Annotated in this window: 20 protein-coding genes and 1 riboswitch; of the genes, 10 read left to right on the top strand and 10 right to left on the bottom strand. The window is 34.7% G+C overall.

Annotated features, from left to right (window positions below; translation table 11 throughout):
• Positions 1-106: 106 nt before the first annotated feature.
• From dapA to ACFX4R_RS21100, 3 genes are all read right to left on the bottom strand, one after another.
• Positions 107-994 (bottom strand): 4-hydroxy-tetrahydrodipicolinate synthase, encoded by an 888-nt coding sequence (dapA, locus tag ACFX4R_RS21110; protein WP_043981812.1) that lies wholly within the window; start codon positions 992-994, stop codon positions 107-109.
• Positions 995-1,121: 127 nt separating this feature from the next.
• A riboswitch (Lysine riboswitch) is annotated at positions 1,122-1,300 on the bottom strand.
• Positions 1,301-1,558: 258 nt separating this feature from the next.
• Positions 1,559-1,816, bottom strand: a complete 258-nt coding sequence (locus tag ACFX4R_RS21105) for a hypothetical protein (protein ID WP_043981811.1) — start codon at positions 1,814-1,816, stop codon at positions 1,559-1,561.
• Between the two features lie 61 nt (positions 1,817-1,877).
• Positions 1,878-2,165 (bottom strand): hypothetical protein, encoded by a 288-nt coding sequence (locus ACFX4R_RS21100; RefSeq protein WP_043981810.1) that lies wholly within the window; start codon positions 2,163-2,165, stop codon positions 1,878-1,880.
• Positions 2,166-2,570: 405 nt separating this feature from the next.
• Between ACFX4R_RS21100 and ACFX4R_RS21095 the strand changes: the two genes are divergently transcribed.
• Both ACFX4R_RS21095 and ACFX4R_RS21090 read left to right on the top strand, forming a co-directional pair.
• Complete coding sequence (locus ACFX4R_RS21095; protein WP_043981809.1) at positions 2,571-2,750, top strand: H-type small acid-soluble spore protein; 180 nt, start codon at positions 2,571-2,573, stop codon at positions 2,748-2,750.
• A 117-nt stretch (positions 2,751-2,867) separates the two neighbouring features.
• Positions 2,868-3,038 (top strand): hypothetical protein, encoded by a 171-nt coding sequence (locus tag ACFX4R_RS21090; protein WP_165575304.1) that lies wholly within the window; start codon positions 2,868-2,870, stop codon positions 3,036-3,038.
• A gap of 248 nt (positions 3,039-3,286) precedes the next feature.
• On the opposite strand, the gene ACFX4R_RS21085 is transcribed toward ACFX4R_RS21090, so the two are convergent.
• The 3 genes from ACFX4R_RS21085 to ACFX4R_RS21075 all read right to left on the bottom strand — a co-directional run bounded on the left by ACFX4R_RS21085 (position 3,287) and on the right by ACFX4R_RS21075 (position 4,877).
• Positions 3,287-3,604 (bottom strand): DUF3243 domain-containing protein, encoded by a 318-nt coding sequence (locus ACFX4R_RS21085; protein WP_014460657.1) that lies wholly within the window; start codon positions 3,602-3,604, stop codon positions 3,287-3,289.
• Between the two features lie 453 nt (positions 3,605-4,057).
• On the bottom strand, positions 4,058-4,246 hold the full coding sequence (locus ACFX4R_RS21080) for a hypothetical protein (RefSeq protein WP_043981808.1): 189 nt from the start codon (positions 4,244-4,246) through the stop codon (positions 4,058-4,060).
• Positions 4,247-4,502: 256 nt separating this feature from the next.
• Entirely contained in the window at positions 4,503-4,877 is a 375-nt protein-coding gene (locus tag ACFX4R_RS21075) for a cupredoxin domain-containing protein (protein WP_043981807.1), read from the bottom strand.
• A gap of 316 nt (positions 4,878-5,193) precedes the next feature.
• Here ACFX4R_RS21075 and ACFX4R_RS21070 point away from each other — a divergent pair, with 316 nt between their 5' ends.
• Positions 5,194-6,624: a PQQ-dependent sugar dehydrogenase gene (locus ACFX4R_RS21070; protein ID WP_165575305.1), complete on the top strand. Its 1,431-nt coding sequence runs from the start codon at positions 5,194-5,196 to the stop codon at positions 6,622-6,624.
• Between the two features lie 351 nt (positions 6,625-6,975).
• A complete protein-coding gene (locus ACFX4R_RS21065) occupies positions 6,976-7,536 on the top strand; it encodes a hypothetical protein (protein ID WP_043981805.1) in 561 nt (186 codons plus the stop codon).
• A gap of 60 nt (positions 7,537-7,596) precedes the next feature.
• Here ACFX4R_RS21065 and ACFX4R_RS21060 read toward each other — a convergent pair whose 3' ends face one another.
• On the bottom strand, positions 7,597-9,192 hold the full coding sequence (locus tag ACFX4R_RS21060) for an acetolactate synthase large subunit (protein ID WP_377570245.1): 1,596 nt from the start codon (positions 9,190-9,192) through the stop codon (positions 7,597-7,599).
• 458 nt (positions 9,193-9,650) lie between these two features.
• Here ACFX4R_RS21060 and ACFX4R_RS21055 point away from each other — a divergent pair, with 458 nt between their 5' ends.
• Both ACFX4R_RS21055 and ACFX4R_RS21050 read left to right on the top strand, forming a co-directional pair.
• On the top strand, positions 9,651-10,295 hold the full coding sequence (locus ACFX4R_RS21055; protein WP_162214007.1) for a glycosyltransferase: 645 nt from the start codon (positions 9,651-9,653) through the stop codon (positions 10,293-10,295).
• Positions 10,296-10,937: 642 nt separating this feature from the next.
• Positions 10,938-11,138 (top strand): cold-shock protein, encoded by a 201-nt coding sequence (locus tag ACFX4R_RS21050; protein WP_013056409.1) that lies wholly within the window; start codon positions 10,938-10,940, stop codon positions 11,136-11,138.
• 295 nt (positions 11,139-11,433) lie between these two features.
• Here the strand turns inward: ACFX4R_RS21050 and cshA are convergent, their stop codons facing one another.
• Positions 11,434-12,834 (bottom strand): degradosome RNA helicase CshA, encoded by a 1,401-nt coding sequence (gene cshA, locus ACFX4R_RS21045; protein ID WP_165575306.1) that lies wholly within the window; start codon positions 12,832-12,834, stop codon positions 11,434-11,436.
• Positions 12,835-13,118: 284 nt separating this feature from the next.
• On the opposite strand from cshA, the gene ACFX4R_RS21040 reads away from it, so the two are divergent.
• Positions 13,119-13,322: a cold-shock protein gene (locus tag ACFX4R_RS21040; protein ID WP_043981801.1), complete on the top strand. Its 204-nt coding sequence runs from the start codon at positions 13,119-13,121 to the stop codon at positions 13,320-13,322.
• A gap of 283 nt (positions 13,323-13,605) precedes the next feature.
• Here the strand turns inward: ACFX4R_RS21040 and ACFX4R_RS21035 are convergent, their stop codons facing one another.
• On the bottom strand, positions 13,606-13,809 hold the full coding sequence (locus tag ACFX4R_RS21035) for a cold-shock protein (RefSeq protein ID WP_013056405.1): 204 nt from the start codon (positions 13,807-13,809) through the stop codon (positions 13,606-13,608).
• Between the two features lie 948 nt (positions 13,810-14,757).
• Here ACFX4R_RS21035 and ACFX4R_RS21030 point away from each other — a divergent pair.
• Positions 14,758-14,904, top strand: a complete 147-nt coding sequence (locus ACFX4R_RS21030; protein ID WP_013056404.1) for a BH0509 family protein — start codon at positions 14,758-14,760, stop codon at positions 14,902-14,904.
• Between the two features lie 298 nt (positions 14,905-15,202).
• On the opposite strand, the gene ACFX4R_RS21025 is transcribed toward ACFX4R_RS21030, so the two are convergent.
• On the bottom strand, positions 15,203-16,096 hold the full coding sequence (locus ACFX4R_RS21025; RefSeq protein ID WP_162214006.1) for a LysR family transcriptional regulator: 894 nt from the start codon (positions 16,094-16,096) through the stop codon (positions 15,203-15,205).
• A 184-nt stretch (positions 16,097-16,280) separates the two neighbouring features.
• Here ACFX4R_RS21025 and ACFX4R_RS21020 point away from each other — a divergent pair, with 184 nt between their 5' ends.
• Complete coding sequence (locus tag ACFX4R_RS21020) at positions 16,281-16,619, top strand: DMT family transporter (protein ID WP_323618816.1); 339 nt, start codon at positions 16,281-16,283, stop codon at positions 16,617-16,619.
• A complete protein-coding gene (locus tag ACFX4R_RS21015) occupies positions 16,619-16,930 on the top strand; it encodes a DMT family transporter (RefSeq protein ID WP_047932960.1) in 312 nt (103 codons plus the stop codon). Before ACFX4R_RS21020 ends, ACFX4R_RS21015 begins: the two co-directional genes overlap by 1 nt.
• Positions 16,931-16,982: the final 52 nt, after the last annotated feature.

The following is a 16,982-nucleotide window of genomic DNA, read 5'->3' as shown; positions in this document are numbered from 1 at the left end:
ATGATGATTCATCCATCTTGAGCTTTGTGCACCAATCTTGCCTTAATGCATCGATTGAATCGGTCGTTTTAGCTATGCTCTCTCTTCTAATCTGTTTTTATTTATTTCAACAGGTAACGTTAATGCCGCTAGTTTGCAGAACTTCTTCTAGCGCACTTTGCTCTTTATTGCTTAAAGGAACCATTGGCAAACGAACACCGCCAACTTGTATTCCATTTAGATTTAATGCAGCTTTTACTGGTGAAGGACTTGGCGCAATAAATAATGCTCTCATAATTGGAAGCAGATTGCGATGTGTAGCAGCAGCTTTTTGGACATCGCCATTTTTGAAGGCATTAATCATTTCTTGCATATCATTGCCAATGATATGGGAAGCAACTGAAATAACTCCTGCCCCGCCAATTGCTAATACTGGTATTGTTAACCCATCATCGCCGCTGTATAGTGTAAAGTCGCTAGGTGTTTTGCTAATAATCTCTGCCATGGCATCCAAGTTGCCACTTGCTTCCTTAATTGATACAATATTAGGAATCTCTGATAGACGAACAATTGTTTCAACAGAAATGTTAACTACGCTTCGCCCTGGGATATTGTAAAGCATAACTGGTAAAGAGGTTGACTGGGCAATCGTTTTAAAGTGCTGGTACAAGCCTTCTTGAGACGGCTTATTATAGTATGGAGCAACGAGCATAATACCATCGACTCCTGTTTCCTCTGCAAGTTTCGTTAAGCTAATCGAAGCTTGCGTGTTGTTTGAGCCAGTTCCAGCGATGACGTGGACTCTTCCCGCAGCAGCTTCTACCACACATTGGAATAATTTAATTTTTTCTTCTGTGGTTAATGTTGGAGACTCTCCAGTTGTACCAGCTACAACTAAGCTATCTGTGCCATTTGTAATTAAATGCTCAACTAACATTTTCGTCGCGTTAAAATCAATTTCGCCATTCTGATCAAACGGGGTAACCATTGCTGTTAATACTTGGCCAAAATTCATAACTACACACCCTTTATAAATTTTTAAAAATTAGAGGGGTTAGGGCCATTCATAAGAAACGCAAAAAAGCAGCAACGAGGGATTCGTTGCTGCAGTAGAAACAATATTTATCAAAAATAGTTTCCGTGCGTAAGATAGCCCTCCATACAGTTTCCCATATGACAGTTCTGTATTTATTCAACAGCAGAACCAGCTTCAAGAACATGAGATTCTTTCGGCTTCGGCAAATACCCCTTTCCACAATTGTCATTGGATCTCATTCTCCTCAAATTGTATACTTATGATCTTTGCGCCTCTATCCTCACTTCAAAAAATATTGAAATAAGAAAATATTTAATTGAATTTAATATAACAGTAAATTTCCTTTCACGCAAGAATCATTTAAGTATAATTTTATGGAAACCTTGTAATTAAGTCCTTACACTTATTTTTGAGAGAATGACTCCGGATTATTGACTCAAACCCACAATCTCAGTATCACTCATATTACTATTTCACCTTTCTTTTTGCTATTCACCACATGTTTTAACTTACATATTATGCACATCATAAAAAGCCACCCGCTTAGAGTGACTTAGCATTAGGTTTATTCTTTACTTCATCAGGTACGTAATCTAAAAGTACGGATATTATTGTATTAAAATGCCATGGAGTAAGATTGTTGCCAGCACTTTCTTTTAACTCAGTTCTTAGCTTTTCACCCCATATAGGATATTTATTGTTGCTTTTTGCTTCCTCTAACATATAATCGACTACATTTAGTACTTTATAATATTCATTTTCTTTTGCGCTAATATAATAATCCCTTTGTTTATAGTTCATATCTCCAATCCCCTTTTGGTTATTTATGAACAATAAATTTTTTCATAAGATAGCATCAAATTTAGACTATATCTCTTATTTCCTTATAACATCTACATTGATTTAAATAGTTTATAATATCTTGGTTATTTACTTCTTTGATATTATCTCCAAAAAGTTCAACGGCACTTTCTAAATGTTCCCTTTTATTATCAATCGTTAGTACATATCGAAGTGCATCAACTACTGGTGCATTATGGTATGTACGACGAACGAAATACTCTTCGATTGCCTTATTTAAGTATTCTGATTCAGCCTTTCTAAATTTAGCTTCTGACCTTTGAAGGTTCTTTACCTCCATCTCTATCATAAACCCCTCATCCTCTCCAATTTAATTTACTATTTTATTCCCCTACTAGAAGTAAAATAAAACTTAGTTTGTATACAAATTAATATATTTTCTCAAAATAAAAAACACCTGTGAAGACAGATGTTTTTTGTAAACTTAACATATTAAAGGAGAAATGATTTGTCAGCAAAAGGAGGAATCTGATTAGGTACAGTATGTGCTCATTTTTCGTATTTATACGTATTCGAATTAAAGAATAAAATGAGGTTAAGCAAACCCATTGATGTTCGATTTTTGTAAGGTTAAAGGATAGATTAATTTTTGAGGGAATGAGTTGTAGCGTGTAGTCAAATTATTGTTGAGGAAATATAGCTTTATCTTTTAATTGATGCATTGCAGGGACATACTAAAAAATGAGGTGATAATATGGAAATAGATCGAGCTAAGCAAATTCTTTCTTCACCCAAGGAAATTGATGTTCATTACCACGGAGTTCCTATTTGGATTAAAAGTGTAGATGAAACATCAAGTATGGCTACCGTTCATGCGAGAGGAACACATGATGAAGACCGTATGGTTCCAGTCCTTGATTTAGAAGAAAAATAAAAAGTCACAAAGGAAGGATATGGAATTTTCATATTCTTTTCTTCCATCTCCAAATAGAACCGAATAACTAATACCATATTTCTCTAAGCTTTATTTATAAGAAAAAAGAGGTGCAGCATGAAAGAGAAAAAAGAACCACAATTCAGAAGTGGCGAGCTAGAAAATGCGGAACTAAAAGGCTATTATGGAATGGATCCTGAAACTAGCCTTCAATCTGTTAATTTTGCTACGACAGAGAACCCATACTTAAATGAACATTACCAGGAAGATTCTAAAGAAAATGAATAAAGAGGGAAGAAAATAACCGATCTTTATTTCTTTTCTTTAGTTATACATTCTTAATAAGTTGTCAATAAAAGGGGTTGCAGATACCATATTTCAATCTCGGCTTATTCTTACTTCTGCAAAGATATTACCTAACACATAACGAATATAAAGAACCAATTGTTTTACGCAAGTGGCTCTTTGCTACGTTAATTGAATACACTTGAATCCCTAATAAATAATGGCAAATAACAATTTATTAGGGATTTAGCTTATTCTTTAACTAATTTAACAAGCATATGAGCAAGATGATGTTGTTCTTCCTCATTTCCAACTTTCCATAACTCATGTAACAAGTATTGCTCTTCATTTTGTGGCTCCTCATGTGTTGCGAGATAATCAGCTATTTTTTTAGCTGCTAGAGCTAATTGATTATCATTTAACCCTAGTTTCTCACCTTTTGTGACTTTATCTCCTAAGTAACTTTTAAATTCGTTAAAACTAGAAAGGATGTTGTCTTTCTTCTCTTGACTCATTTCATTTAGTTTATCCTCTACTTTATTTTCAACGGTTTCAGTATTATTGTTCATTTTTCATTCTCCTTCCAATTAAGTATTAATGTTCTTATATGGTAAATCGCCCATTTACAGGTATATAAACATTTCGTAGCCTACTCATATATTAAGTAGAATAGTTAACGGGCTTCAACATAGTGAACACCTCTTTTTTGATGAGTTTAAATGGAATATATTGGATATTTTAAAAAAGAAAAACTCCCCTAGTGCGTTAAGGGAGTTTTTCTTTTTTTAATATTAAGGGTGTAATTGCTTGTTACTTACATATCATTTAATATTTTTGTAGATATTTATTATAACCTATCAAATGATTTCGAGAAAACAAAAAATGAAAGCGATTACTTTGGATTTAAAATACTAAATGAAACATAACTGTTTTTTATGAGATGTATTTTGGTTCTGAAAAAATACAGAGCTTAAGCTTAAATGGTCTAAAGTTTCTCTTATATATTAATATATAAGAAACTTTTATTCTTTCTCGTTTCGTGGCATAGCATTAGAAACTATAGAAATGTCTCCAGTATAATATTTATGCGGATAAGGATCAGAAGACTTAGCAGGCTTTGTTACAAACTCTTTCTCAAGATCACCTAATTTGGTTTCATCTGTATTATTCTCTGATACCTGTTCTAAATTATTTGATTGATTATCGCCCATATAAAATTCCTCCTTTTAATTAAACAATGCTCATTGCTCATTCATTAAGGATACATTTTTTAATAACCTGGATATAAATGCTGTTTTTATTCTATACTTTCCTGTGCTTTTTCTTCATTTAGTATATATTTGAAATAAATATTTATTACTTTTTTGAAATTGTGAACGGTTTATTTATACCTTTAAAATCCATTATGTTAATTAAGAAAGTATGTTATATTCACTTCAAAAAGCAGAGACCCATTGGCCCTGCTTGTTATTTGACTATCACTTTCCCCACCATTCCACTATTAAAATGATACCTACATATCAGTTCATATGTACCAGGATTTTGTGGTTTTACGGTAATGGTTTTTTCTTTTCCAGGCTGGACTTCAGCGTCAATTCCGAGCTTTTCTACTGTGAAGGTATGCTCTTTCTGACCTTCATTTTTTAATATCAATGTTGTCGTTTTTCCACTCGGGATAGTGATGGTTTCTGGATTAAAGTAATCATCGTTCAACTGAACCTCCATGGTTTTTTGTCTTACCATGTCTGATTCGGCCAAAACGCCGAGTGATCCTGAAGTCATCACACTGATAACCATCGCAAACAAAACGAATAGTCCCATTAACCAGTTTTTCACAGACATTTGCATTCACTCCTTTCATAAGTCATATTCTTTTCCAATTTATAAAATAATATCACTATTTTTTGTAAATTAATTATTATTTTTCCTTAATTTCAATTTTGGGGAGTCACAAATAGTTATGAACGTTGGGAGAATCTTGAGTGTTGAGAGAAGAAAATAGCAGGCTTAATCAGAACTAAATAAGTTTTATGAAAGAAGCTTCTCGATTAGGTCCCTCCATTAAATTGCCGCACTTTATAAAACAGTATTGATACTAATAGAACAGTTACAATCATATTCTTATAAAAGAAACCATTAAAAAGGAGTGTCAAGTTAGTTGATAAAAGCTAAGGTTAGTTTACGGCCTATTGTTAGTAAGATAAATTTACCTACCATTTTGAAAACAGCTATACTTCCTGGTGACTCATTTGAAAGCTTATTTATTGCAACCCAAGTAGGAGAGATCTTTTACATAAGAGACGAAGCTATACAGACTTTTTTAGATATTCGCTCACGAATCATAAAATTAGGTACGTCTGAACCAGGTGTTTCCCGTGGAGGATATGATGAACGAGGATTGCTAGGGCTAGCGTTCCATCCAGAATTTTATTATAACGGTCTGTTTTATCTTCATTACTCAGTAGCTGGAACACAAGGCCCAGGTGCACTTTCCGAACATTATAGACCTAACCCGTGTGATCCTAAAACTTCAAACTTAAGGTGGATAAATAGAGAAACTAAATATGATCATATTGATACAGTGGAAGAATGGACTTTCCAACCAAATGCTCAGCCTCAAAAAAGACGGACGTTACTTAACTTAAGAAGACCATTTTTTAATCATAATGGTGTCAACAGCTTAAACTTTTCACCTGAAACTGGAAAACTTATCTTTACAACCGGAGATGGTGGATCAGGCTATGACCCCTTTAACTTAAGTCAGAATGATATAGAAATTTACGGGAAAATAATTGAAATTGATGTAGGCAAGAATACATTTATCCATAATCCACCCGTAGTCACACGTTTTAGTGAACTCCCCTCACCTATTCAGGAAACTCTTACGCTCATTGCTAAGGGTGTTCGCAATATAACGGGCATTTCATTTCAAAAATTTTATAATCAGTACATCAAATATGTGGGAAATGTCGGACAAGATGTAGTAGAGTCAATTTTTTCATTTGTTCATTATAAGCCAATACCTGTTCTTCAACTTGTTCAAGCTTCTTTAATGAGAGCTAAACCCAGCCAAGAAGGATTTATTAACCTTGGCTGGCGGGGATGGGAAGGAGATTTTCCAACTTCGTTTATAAAAAGGTGTTCTGAAAATCCGGCCTTGGATGAGAAAATAATTGCTTATTACAATGAAGCGGTAAAAACTTCAGTGAGACGTCTTCAGCCTTTAACTAGTTATTTTCATAAAGATCCCCGCCCCAATAAATTTGGAGGGACCTCACTTACAGGAGTTCAGCCATATATGGGAAATAATATCCCTAGCTTAACAGGAAGCGTTATGTTTACAGATATTGCACAGGTTAAAGAATCTCAATCCCCAGTTAAAGGGGTTTTAGCTTATACCAGGGCAGGTACAGATTGTAAGCTAAATGATTTTAGTGTGGTGGAAATTGATTATAATTTTGGTTCTCAATCAGCTTACTACGTTAGTTTGGGAACGAATCTGGATCAAACCAGGCTTTATTTAGGAGTTTATGGCTCTATGAAAGTGTCTGACTTTAATCAAGGTACTGTTTTTGAAATTGTTCCATGACTTATATTTATAAAATTCGACTGGGTATTGATTTTCTCCTAAAAGTTATAGCTTAATTTTTTTACCAGCTATTTTATAGGAATAAACAAATGAACTTCCTAGAAAATAAAAAAGCCTTTAATTAATAAAGCCCATAAAAGGTTCATTTTATGGGCTACAGTACATACCTTTAGAAAGATAAAGAAATTTATCTTAACGGATATGACCTATTCCTTTAAAAGTAAATGCGACTTATTAGTCCTCCCTCTTAATTTCTTCATATATTACATGTAAGAGTTGATATATCAGGTAATGATCTAAATCTCTCTTTAACCCCTTATAATGTAAAAACAGTTAACCGAGGTGAAATTCATGTACTTTTTAAAGTCTCTTTCAAATGAAGTAAACTCTGCGCAGCTTTTTTTTAATAGACTATCTAAAACTAAGCAGCTTGTATCAGGCGCTCTTTTCGCCAGCTTAGCAGCCCTTTTTCAATCAGCAGGAGGTTTCTTACCAGGAATAGGAGTTTTTATTAGTCCATTCTCTACTGCACCCATTCTTTTTTGTTTTACACTTTCGCTCCCTCTAGGATTTATTACCTATATACTAACAAACCTGCTTCTTCTGATTATCCAGCCAAGTGAACTTATTATTTTTCCTTTTACAACAGGAATATTGGGAATGGGCATAGGAGCTGCTTTTTACTTTTTTAAAAAAAGATTATACATTGTTGTAAGTGGGGCCACTCTATTAACTGTTGGGATTATTACCCTATTGTACGGTTTCAAATTCCCAGTACTAGGTCCCGTGATTTCTAAAAATTTTTCTCTTTCTACTACTGGTTTAATTTTTGTATTTACTTTCCTTTATAGTTGGATTTGGGTTGAACTCAGCTTAGCTTATTTCAAAAAATTAAAAACATTTATTTCCTAGTGAATCTACAAATTAATCCCTTAACAAAGATAACTCGTTAAAATAATGGAGAAATCGCAATCAGTTTTTTAGAAGAACGTCAATTAGGACAATCTCATCTAAACTTTGTAAGGCTCTTTTCATTATATTTTCAAATTCAACTAAACTATTTGCCTGTTCCCCTTTAATTCCAAAGCTTTTTGCCAGTTGAACAAAATCTGGGTTTGTAAAAGTTACTCCATAGCTCTTACCAAACTTTTTGTTCATCATTTCCTGCTCTATTTTTAATGTAGAGTCGTTTAAAACAATAATGATGAATGAAAGCCCTAAGCGTTTTGCCGTCTCTATTTCAGCAAAATTCATTAAAACTCCTCCATCTCCAGTAATACAAATAGCTGGATCATTAGGGCAGGCTAGCTTAGCTCCAATTGAGCCTGGTAAAGCAATACCCATGGAAGCTAGACCATTTGATATAATGAGCCTGTTAGGGTTTTTAGGTTGATAAGTTCGGGCTATAGATACTTTATGAGCTCCCACATCTGAAATCACAATTGTTTTCTCTGAAGAGAGCTTGTCAATAATATGCAAGATATTCTCGATTGTCAAAGGCAGCAAATCGCTATCTATCTTTTTCTCTTCAATGTGATAAGATTGCTTAATTTGTTTCTGGAGATTACCAGAGGGAATCCATGGTTTAGAAGGAATATCAAGCTGATTGAATACTCGTAAAGTATGCTTTATATCTCCAACCAATTCGACCTCTATAGGGTAATATTCATCTACTTCTGCCGGTAAAGTATCTATATGTAAAATTGATGTTTTTTCTGTGTTCCATTCTTTGGGTAACCTTTCGACAAGATCAAACCCAATTACAATAAGTAGATCAGCTTCCTTTAAGCCTGCTAGCACTTCATCTTTTTCATTAAATCCAAACGTAAAGAAATTTTGTGGGTGATCTTTAGACAGTACACCTTTAGCCATATAACTATGGGTAACCGGTGATTGAAGGCGTTCAATAAATGGTTGAAGCTCATCCACGGCTCCCTGTCTAACAGCGCCGTTACCGATAATAACAAAAGGTCTCTCATACTGTTTAATAAGAGTATTGGCAGCCTGAATGGACTCCAATATAGGTATGCTTACGGGTATAGATGTAGGTAAAATAGGTTTAATGGGAACGATTTGAGTTGCTAAGTCTTCTGGCAATTCTACTACTACGGGTCCTGGCTTTTCCATTTGTGCAATTTTAAATGCTTTTCGAATAATCTCAGGAAGCGTTTGTGCATCTTTTATCTGAACACCCCACTTCGTTGCCGGTTCCACCATTTTGATAATGTCCATATACTGATGCGAATCTTTATGCTGCCTTCCCAAAGCAGCCTGTCCTGTTAAAGCAACAACAGGGGAATGGTCTAGCTTTGCGCTAGATATACCTGTCAATAAATTAGTCGCTCCAGGGCCTAATGTTGATAAACATACCCCTACTTTGTTTGTTAACCTTCCGTATACATCTGCCATAAAAGCAGCTCCTTGCTCATGCCTCACATTCACGAATTGAATCTGTTTAGAGTTGGATAAGGAATCAATAAAATCCAAGGTCTCTTTACCGGGTATTCCGAAAATATATTCAACTCCCTCATTTTCTAAACATTGAACAAGTGTATCCGTCACTTTCATATTGTTCGACCTCTCTCTAGATAGTATTCTGACAAGCTTATGTGAAAGGAATAGCTCATTGATCTTTATCGTATTTTTTGAGTTTCAGCTCGCAAAAACCCCAAATTTATGCAAAGAAATCCTATTCACTAACTATTGTTTATAGTGTTGCCATTAGGTTCTTATGTTAAAGACATTTTTTAGAGAATGTATAAATAATTGAATGAGTCAAAAAACTTGGAAGGAAATTAGACGGCAATGATTGTTTCTTTGTTAGTCAACAAAAAAAGCTTTATTTTTTCTGCTCTAACCTTACAAAAAGGTATCCTCTCTCTTCCCCTTCCTCTAGGTTGGCTGATTGAAAGTGTAAAGATACCCTATAAAAAATTATTATTAGAACGTAACATTTTGAGGAATGTAAAAAATCCCATATACAAATAATAAGGCGCATACTCGTTTAAATTGGAGGGAGCGTTTTTATGAAAAGATTATTATTGATGGGATTTATGTTGTTATTTTCGCTAAACATGCTGGTTGAACCCAGTAGTGCTCGTGCTGAAACACAAGAGCATCGTGTTAGTCAACCTCAGGTAAAGTTTGAAAATGAATTGAGAAGACTTTGGATGGATCATGTACTGTGGACAAGCAATTATATTACAAGTGCAACAACAGCAGGATCAGAAGACCAAAAACAAGTGTTGAAAAGGTTATTAAAAAATCAAGAAGATATCGGGAATGCTGTGAAGCCGATATACGGAGAGAAAGCTGGGAATAAACTTACGGATTTGCTCAAGGAACATATTGTGATTGCTGGCAAGATTGTAGATGCGGCTAAAACGGGAAAGAAAGCCTTGGTGAATCAATTAAACCAAGAATGGTATAGAAATGCTGATGATATAGCAGCGTTCCTTAGCCAGGCCAACCCTTATTTTAAAAATGAAGATTTGAAAAAATTACTGTATACGCATCTAAAATTAGTGACAAATGATTTATCTGCAAGCTTAAAAAGAGACTGGGAGGCGAGAATCGTTGCAATTGATGAAGGAGTATCGCATATTATCTTAATGGCAGATACTATATCTGCAGGAGTTGTGAAGCAGTTTCCAAAGAAATTTAATAAATAATTTTAATAGGTACACGTAGATATTCTGCATAAAGCATCCTAACCAAAGGTTTAGTAAATTTAAACACTGGGTATTATCAAATCAAGACGATGTGTTAAGAGTACCGCCCGTGCATAGGGTGTGTCCTTCTCTATTCTATAAAAAATGGCGCCTAAAACGGCGTCATTTTTTATTTGGAAACAAGGTTACTGATTCTAGTGCGAAGGTTGTATTTATATGAAAAAGGTATATAGATTTCTATCTAATCGAATGTATTTTTACACCACTATTCAAAAATTTTTTTGGGTGAACTTCCCTTTCTTTTGGACAGACGGCTCCCATTATGCTCTCGCATCTAATTTAGGTTCATATTTATGACTGCAATGCCCTTAATGATTGTGTGAACAGTGGCTAATACTCGACTTCTATCATTTCCATGTTTAGAGGATCACTTATAAATATTTTGAAGTTTTTACACGAGAACTCCATTATGATGTATATAGTCATGCCCTTATTACCTTTTAATGGAATGAATGATGATAACAGAAAGTTAAAAAGATCAAATTAAATTAAGTTTAAGATGTCTCCATTGGGATAATATATAAATAAGCTAGATTTAATGATAATCTGGTTTATTTTCTACATTTTAGGAGGCAACAAAAAATGGAACACGGTAAAGTAAAATGGTTTAATGCTGACAAAGGTTTTGGATTTATTGAGCGCGAAGGTGGAGAAGATGTGTTTGTTCACTTCTCAGCTATTCAAGGTGAAGGCTTTAAATCCTTGGATGAAGGTCAAGAAGTGACTTTTGATATCGAACAGGGGCAACGTGGACCACAAGCGACAAACGTAAATAAAGCATAAGAAACCATACTAAAAAACAGACTCTATTTTCAGAGTCTGTTTTTACTTAAAAAGATTTTTATATCAAAACTTATTCATCAATAATTATAGTTCGTGTTTTTTTAATTCTTCTTCAAAGAAAAAGGTACTTGGGTATTTATCGACTGTATAAGAGTATCTTTTCATATTTTTTACATAATGACTTTTTAAGATTGTCACTAATTCATTCGATACTCTTATAGTTACTACTTCTCCATTACTAAATATTTTCTCACTCATAGCCATTATCCTTTCTCGCATCAAAAATAATCAGGGATTATTTTCTATATGTTTTTTTACGGCCTACGGTTTCTTTTCTCCCTCTATTTCTCTTACGTTCTGTTTTTGCCTTTTTATTACGAAGTGGTGCCACTTCAGACAATTGGACAGAGGTCATATTTGATTCTTTTGTTAAAAGCTTTAAAGTGGCTGACAGTAAAGAAACAGAATCCACTTCTTCTAATAACTTTTCCGCCATTGGCTTATATTTCACAAACTCCCCCTTGTCGATAGCGGTCAAAACCTGGTGAATGATTGCTTCCTGATGCCCTGCCATTACCTCACTAGAAGTAGGAGGTGATTGTCTAGACATTTTGGTTTTCGTGACATCTTCGATTACTTTTAAGTGATTACGTTCTCTTGGAGTTATAAAGGTAACTGCCAATCCCTTAGTACCTGCCCGCCCTGTTCGGCCAATACGATGAACATAGCTTTCAGGGTCCTGAGGAATATCAAAATTGTAGACATGGCTAACACCTGTAATATCAAGTCCTCTTGCTGCAACGTCGGTTGCAACCATAATCTCAATCGTATGATTCTTGAATTGACGAATTACATCGGCACGTTTGGATTGCGTCAGATCTCCATGAATGCCTTCTGCTGCATATCCACGCTTTTTTAGCCCTTCAGCAAGTTCATCCACACGTTTTTTTGTGCGTCCAAACACAATAGCAAGGTCTGGTGATTGAAGATCTACGAGATTACAAAGAACATCAAATTTTCGATTCTCTGGAATTTCCATATATTGCTGCTCGATGTTCTTTACCGTTAACTCCTTCGCTTTTACTTTTACGAGTTCAGGATCGTTCATAAATTTCTGGGCTAGACTTTGTACTTGCTTCGACATGGTTGCTGAAAATAGCAAGGTTTGGTGGGGAGAAGAGATTCCACCAAGAATCGTTTGGATATCTTCAATAAAGCCCATATTTAACATCTCATCTGCTTCATCCAGAACAGCTGTACGAATATGATTTAAACGAATGGTTCTTCTTTTCATATGGTCCTTAAGGCGTCCTGGGGTTGCTGAAATAATATGCGGTCTGTTTTTAAGGGCTTTGATCTGACGATTAATATCCTGACCTCCATAAATGGGCAGCGTTTTAACTCCTTTTACCTGCCCAATTCGGTTTAACTCCTCTGCTACTTGAATAGCCAGTTCGCGTGTCGGTGCTAAGACTATTCCCTGAATCCCTTCTTCACTAAGCTCAACCCGCTCTATAAGGGGAATGCCAAAAGCTGTTGTCTTTCCAGTACCGGTTTGAGCTTGTCCAATTAGATCTTTACCCGTCATAGCTATCGGAATGGATTCAGCCTGAATCGGCGTAGCCTCTTCAAAACCCAAGTTATGAACTGCCTTTTCAATGGCCTTGCTTAAATTAAAATCAGAAAATTTTTTCATTTTTTCGTGCTCCTTCTCTTACTTAAATTCAGAAATGAGAAAAGTACTCTTTAACGAGAGATATTATTTATTCATTTCTGCGTATTGGAAATCAGGGTTATTATTCACGAACATCTTATTTTAGCGTATCTATACAAGGCGAATTCATACCTTATTTTATCCGCGCTTCCGTGTATTTATAAATTTTTATAGGATCTATAAAGTGTGGTTTAATTTAGAAAGATATGGTTCTCACTATTTCTTTTTTAAAAGGTATACTATTTAGGAGGAGGGATGATGTAGTTATGTATTATAACCATAGGAAGAAAAATCAAGAGCCCTTACCTAAAGAACAAATAGAGATTTGGGAATGTGAATCAGAAGAATGTAATGGTTGGATGAGAAAAAATTTCTCTTATCAAAAACACCAAAAGTGTCCTTTATGTGGCCATAAAATGAGAACAGGAGAACGGCTTTTAGATGCGTCTCCTAATCCCCATCAAAAATAATTCATGTCCGTCTGTTGTATAAATCTATAAAAAACTTACGGCACTTCTTTAACTGAAAGTAAACTTCTTACCGAACAAACATGCCATATTTGCTTTGTATTTCTAGTGTATGGTTAACTAGTTCATACCTTGTACCCTTCGTATGACCCAGAAACCAGACTTAAAACGCTGGTTTTTCTATTATAACGAGATTTTAAAATCAGATATAATATGTCTTTTGTTAGCTAGTGAAACCAAAAGTAAAAAAAAGACTCCTAGGTGGAGTCTTTTTTACTCATTTTAATTATGCTACTTTATGAACGTTAGCAGCTTGTGCTCCACGTTGACCTTGTTCGATGTCAAACGTTACTTTTTGACCTTCTTCTAATGATTTAAAGCCTTCACCTTGAATAGAGCTGAAATGTACGAATACATCGTCTCCGCCTTCAATTTCGATAAAACCGAAGCCTTTGTCTGCATTAAACCATTTTACTGTACCTTGTTCCATAATAGTGCCTCCTGGTGTGGAATACTCCACACTTGTATTACTACCCTTGTCCAACCATACTATCTTAAGATGAAAATTTCTATGGAAGAGATTTCTCTTCTCTCAATCCTACACCGAACAAAAATAATTAACCTAAGCGTAACACACAGAACCGAAGATAGCAAATACAGAAAAATAGATAAAATTTTAAAATGGAAATATAGGTATCATAATAAGAACTAATTTAAGGTTTACTAGCAGTACATAAATTTAATGGACTTTCACCATTTTTGCACCTCTATAGATTACTTACAAAATAATAAGCGCATTAAGAAACCTGCTGTTTTTGTGTATATGAAATTTTTCATAAAATTGATATCTTGGGCATAATACAGGATAGACACTTGGTAGAGGGGGGATTGTGTGAGACTGAAGGATGGAAACTTTTATACAGATAGTAGAACCAATAAGGTATATAGATTAAATGAAGATAACAAAGGAAGTTGGTACCTGAGTACTCATGATGATGAAGATAATAATCAAATGTCAAGAACTTCAGGACGTAACATGATGAAAATGTTAAAGAGTTTTTATAACAAAGTGAACGACAGTTGAAAATTTACGGCTCTGGAAAACAGCATAAAAAATATAAAGCTAGCTTAACACAGCTAGCTTTATTTCTAATTTATAGAGCTAGTTATCACAATGTTTTTTAGGGATTAAGCAACGATACTAACAAAAAATTTTTAGCCTTGCCATTGGAAATCACCCATTATTTAATTTCGATTGCAGAAGCCTTGTTGTCCCCATCTGACGCCATGATACCATTTCTATATTGTTTTTTGAAAAATCATCTATAATTGATATTGTTTTAATCTCATATTGAGATATATAATAAAAGCAAGAAAAAGAAAACGCTTTCTATATTTAAATACATTGTTACTTCTCAAACTATAAGGAGGATTTAAAATGAGCCAAGTGGAAAGAAATTCTAAAGTGCAGAAATTAGTTGAGTATCAAAAATTCAATGAAGAAGAAGTTTCGAAGATGACAGATCCGCAGGTTGAATATTATCACTGGCTCTATTTTGATGATTCCGCTTATGATTATATGTAACTCAATTATAAAATAAGAAAAAAGCACAAAAACGTTTGGTTCCAACGGGTTTGTGCTTTTTTCGTTTCTTTAATTATAGGATTACTCGTTTTTAACACCATTTCCTGTGACAACAAAGTGAGGGGTGTCTTCCTTCCGGTTGAAAAGTCTCCAGAACTCACTGTATTCATCGTCTTCTGACGTATCTGGAAATACCTCCAATAAATAACCTTGAGATAAAAAGATCTTTAGCCCTCCTACTTCGTCCGAGTCAACTCTTTCTACAATCGTGTGTTCGTTTATATCTTTTATAATCGATTCAATTCGTTCTCTGATTTTTCCCTTCTCTTACTTCGCTGATTGTCTTTATAAATTCGCCCTCAGTTACTCCTAGATAGGAGTCGGAGCGACGAACGTACACAATCCTGAGGTTTCTGTAAGGTTCAGGTATTGAAAAGAGTTGTACTAACCCTTCCCGCTCATATCTTTCCGCTAATGACCGGGCTATAAGTGTCACACCAAGACCAGAAACTACTGTCCCCATAATCGTCTCAAGTGTAGCAAATTCCATGATTTTTGGTAATACTATTTGTTCGTCTTTTAACCACTGCTGCAGTCTTTCTCTATATTGGCAGCCTTCATTAAATAAAATGAATGGTAAGTGCAGTAACTCTTTGGCAGACTGAATCTGCTTCTTCCCTTTTTCATTTACACTGCATACAAGTACAATTTCTTCATCAAAAGCTGGAATTTGATCAAGCGTTGACACATTTACTGGTTCTGCTACAAATGCCCCGTCTAACTGAAACTTAAGAACTTTCTCTATTAATTGTGTACTTACTCCTGATACTAGAGAAATATCCACATTTTTGTGCTTATTATGATAGGAAGAAATGATTTCAGGAAACCCTACTACCGTTTCAACTAATCCAATACATAATGATCCAACAAGGTTACGCTCATCTTGAAATGCTTTCTGTATTTCATCCATCAGCCGCATCATTTGTTCTCCATATGTTAAAAGTTTTCGACCTTCTACATTTAATGTCATTCCTCGTCTGTGACGATGAAACAATGGGTGTCCAATTTTTCGTTCAAGAGACCGAATACGTGCTGTTACATTTGGTTGGACATAGCCTAGCTTATCAGCGGCAAGGCTTACACTGCCGTATTCTGCTACAGCCATAAATATGCGTATATCTTCTACTTCCATAAACATCCTCCTTTCCACTTACATTCATTTAGGTATTAATAATAGTGATATCTATAATCATTTATCATTATTTTACAAGATATCAAGCTCTAGATAAAATAATGACATCCGAGTGCTACTGCAACTATTTAGTAGCAATTACGTAAAGTTCTTAAAATGAGGCGACTGAAAGGAGGAGATCTAATTGTTTTATTTACTATTGTTTCTTGCCATCATCTTGGAGGTAATCGCAGTATTTTTTCTTAATCTTACAAATGGATTCACAAACTTTGTTCCTACTGTTCTCGCCATACTATTTTATTGTTCTTCAATTGCTGCTTATATGCTACTTAACGCCAAAGGTGAAGTAGGAGTAGCAAGTGCTTTGTATGCGGGAGGAGCAACCGTACTTGTTGTTGTCACAGGTATTATCTTTTTTGATGAAACTATTTCTTTATCTAAAATTTCAGGAGTTTCTCTTATTATAATCGGTGCAGTTTCTCTTAACATTAAAGGGAGCTCTAAAGAAAGAAGGACAGCGTAATGGGATACGTATTTTTAACGATGGGCTTAGTTTTAGGCATTGCAGGCCAAATGTGTGTAAAACTATCTAAAGGCTTTAGACAAACTGTTCCCACGATAGGCGCATTTCTACTCTTCATTGCTTGTATTTATTTTATTTCTCTAACGACGCACTATTTTGAAATGGGAATTGTTTTTGCTATATGGGCAGGGCTGACGATTGTTAGTACAACGCTGTTAGGTATTTATATATTTAAGGAATCAAAAAACAAAAGAAAGATTATCTCGGTTACTCTTATTATTACAGGTGTTATTATACTGAAAGCTTTCTAATAAAAATAAGATAAATAAGGCCCTTACTTAACTTACAAGTAAGGGCACCATA

It is taken from the genome of Priestia sp. YIM B13490, from assembly GCF_042787735.1.
Taxonomy (GTDB): domain Bacteria; phylum Bacillota; class Bacilli; order Bacillales; family Bacillaceae_H; genus Priestia; species Priestia megaterium.
The sequence above is the reverse complement of the archived record's forward strand: the minus strand, read 5'-3'. Positions and strand labels throughout refer to the sequence as shown.

Bases quoted from the DNA above. Each gene is read 5' to 3' on its own strand.
- ACFX4R_RS21105 (WP_043981811.1), bottom strand. From the start codon at position 1,816: ATGAACTATAAACAAAGGGATTATTATATTAGCGCAAAAGAAAATGAA.
- ACFX4R_RS21035 (WP_013056405.1), bottom strand. From the start codon at position 13,809: ATGGAACAAGGTACAGTAAAATGGTTTAATGCAGACAAAGGCTTCGGT.
- ACFX4R_RS21075 (WP_043981807.1), bottom strand. From the start codon at position 4,877: ATGTCTGTGAAAAACTGGTTAATGGGACTATTCGTTTTGTTTGCGATG.
- ACFX4R_RS21030 (WP_013056404.1), top strand. From the start codon at position 14,758: ATGAGCCAAGTGGAAAGAAATTCTAAAGTGCAGAAATTAGTTGAGTAT.
- ACFX4R_RS21055 (WP_162214007.1), top strand. From the start codon at position 9,651: ATGAAAAGATTATTATTGATGGGATTTATGTTGTTATTTTCGCTAAAC.
- ACFX4R_RS21080 (WP_043981808.1), bottom strand. From the start codon at position 4,246: ATGGGCGATAATCAATCAAATAATTTAGAACAGGTATCAGAGAATAAT.
- ACFX4R_RS21100 (WP_043981810.1), bottom strand. From the start codon at position 2,165: ATGATAGAGATGGAGGTAAAGAACCTTCAAAGGTCAGAAGCTAAATTT.
- ACFX4R_RS21040 (WP_043981801.1), top strand. From the start codon at position 13,119: ATGTATTATAACCATAGGAAGAAAAATCAAGAGCCCTTACCTAAAGAA.
- ACFX4R_RS21090 (WP_165575304.1), top strand. From the start codon at position 2,868: ATGAAAGAGAAAAAAGAACCACAATTCAGAAGTGGCGAGCTAGAAAAT.
- ACFX4R_RS21015 (WP_047932960.1), top strand. From the start codon at position 16,619: ATGGGATACGTATTTTTAACGATGGGCTTAGTTTTAGGCATTGCAGGC.
- dapA (WP_043981812.1), bottom strand. From the start codon at position 994: ATGAATTTTGGCCAAGTATTAACAGCAATGGTTACCCCGTTTGATCAG.
- cshA (WP_165575306.1), bottom strand. From the start codon at position 12,834: ATGAAAAAATTTTCTGATTTTAATTTAAGCAAGGCCATTGAAAAGGCA.
- ACFX4R_RS21085 (WP_014460657.1), bottom strand. From the start codon at position 3,604: ATGAACAATAATACTGAAACCGTTGAAAATAAAGTAGAGGATAAACTA.
- ACFX4R_RS21025 (WP_162214006.1), bottom strand. From the start codon at position 16,096: ATGGAAGTAGAAGATATACGCATATTTATGGCTGTAGCAGAATACGGC.
- ACFX4R_RS21065 (WP_043981805.1), top strand. From the start codon at position 6,976: ATGTACTTTTTAAAGTCTCTTTCAAATGAAGTAAACTCTGCGCAGCTT.
- ACFX4R_RS21060 (WP_377570245.1), bottom strand. From the start codon at position 9,192: ATGAAAGTGACGGATACACTTGTTCAATGTTTAGAAAATGAGGGAGTT.
- ACFX4R_RS21050 (WP_013056409.1), top strand. From the start codon at position 10,938: ATGGAACACGGTAAAGTAAAATGGTTTAATGCTGACAAAGGTTTTGGA.
- ACFX4R_RS21095 (WP_043981809.1), top strand. From the start codon at position 2,571: ATGGAAATAGATCGAGCTAAGCAAATTCTTTCTTCACCCAAGGAAATT.